1 protein-coding gene and 2 pseudogenes are annotated in these 1,406 nt (G+C 78.5%); all 3 read right to left on the bottom strand.

The window, feature by feature from the left end:
• Nucleotides 1–458: pseudogene (locus ABEB16_RS21515) on the bottom strand (YggS family pyridoxal phosphate-dependent enzyme); the annotation flags it as partial.
• Nucleotides 455–1,207, bottom strand: coding sequence for a peptidoglycan editing factor PgeF (gene pgeF / locus ABEB16_RS21520; RefSeq protein WP_345714217.1), 753 nt, complete (start codon nucleotides 1,205–1,207; stop codon nucleotides 455–457). The gene pgeF and the pseudogene ABEB16_RS21515, both read right to left, overlap by 4 nt.
• Nucleotides 1,204–1,406 (bottom strand): annotated as a pseudogene (locus tag ABEB16_RS21525) (hypothetical protein); the annotation flags it as partial. The pseudogene ABEB16_RS21525 and the gene pgeF, both read right to left, overlap by 4 nt.

Below are 1,406 nucleotides of genomic sequence, written 5' to 3' on the forward strand. Positions count from 1 at the left end.
GCGGGGTCGGGTGCGGGGTCGACGTCGGGGTCGACGTCGAGGTCGACCTGCACGAAGCAGTCCAACCGGCGACCGGCGTCGACGGCACCGGCGCTCAACGCCCGCACCAGCCGGGGCCGGTCGACGGAGTGGACCACGTCGGCGTACGCGGCCACCGATCGCGCCTTGTTCGTCTGCACCTGCCCGACGAAGTGCCAGCGCAGCTCGTCACCACCCGGAAAGGCGCTGCAGCGCAAGGCTTTCGGGCCGGCCTCCTGGTCACGGCTCTCCCCCACGTCGCGCACCCCGAGGTCGGCGAGAACACCGACGTCGGAGGCCGGGAAGAACTTCGTGACCACCACCAGCCGCACCGAGCCGGGCGCGCGGCGGCCGGCGGCCTCGGCGGCGTCGATGCGCGCGCGCACCGCGGCGAGGTTTCGGGCCAGCTCCTCGCGGCGGGCCCCGGCCGGACCGCTCACGCCCACGACAGCCGCCCGGCGGCCGCCCGCACGACACCGGCGAAGCGCCCCGTGCGCCCCTCGCGGCGGTGGGAGAAGAAGCGCCCGTCCTCCACGGTGCAGGCCTGCACGCGGCCGGTGCGGACACCGGCGGCGAGCAGCTGCGCCGTCACGCCGGCCACGACGTCGACCGCCGGGGTCCCGGAGCGCGTGCGCGCCCACGCCTCGGGAACCCGCGCGCACACCTCCTCGCGCATGGCGGCGGGCACCTCGTAGCAACCGCCGCACACCGCCGGGCCCGTCACGGCCCGGACGTCGCGGGCACCGAGGTCGCGCATGGCGGCCACCACCGCCGGCACGACGCCCGCGACCATGCCGGGACGGCCCGCGTGGGCGACGGCGACGACGCCGGCGGCCGGGTCCGCCAGCAGCACCGGCACGCAGTCGGCGACCACGACGGCCAGCGCCAGCTCCGGGCGCGTCGTCACGACGGCGTCGGCCTCCGGCACGACGGCCGGCGGCCCGTCGACGACCACGACCTGCGCGCCGTGCACCTGCCGGGCCAGCACGAGGTGCTCGGCCCCCGCGGCGCGGCGCACCGCCGCGCGGTGGGCCGCGACGCGTGCCGGGTCGTCGCCGACGTGGTCACCGAGGTTGAGCCCCGCGAACGGCGCGGCGCCCCCACCACCGCCACGGGTGGTGAAGGCGCCGCGGACGCCGAGACCGGCGTCGAGGAGGGCCGGGCGCCCGGCGGGCGTCCGCCCGCTCACTTGAGGAAGTCGGGCACGTCCAGGTCCTCCTCCTCGCGGCGCGCGCGCACCGGGCGGCGCGAGGCGGCGGCGGTGTCCGGCATCTCCACCACGCGGGGGACCTGCACCGGGTCGGTGCCGGCGCGCAGCGGCTGCGGCTCCTCGCGGGACAGCTCGGCCGACGGCGCGCTGGGAGCGTAGGTGTGCGGGTCACCGGCGT

Origin of the sequence: Kineococcus glutinatus, assembly GCF_039542765.1 — a bacterium.
GTDB lineage: Bacteria > Actinomycetota > Actinomycetes > Actinomycetales > Kineococcaceae > Kineococcus_A > Kineococcus_A glutinatus.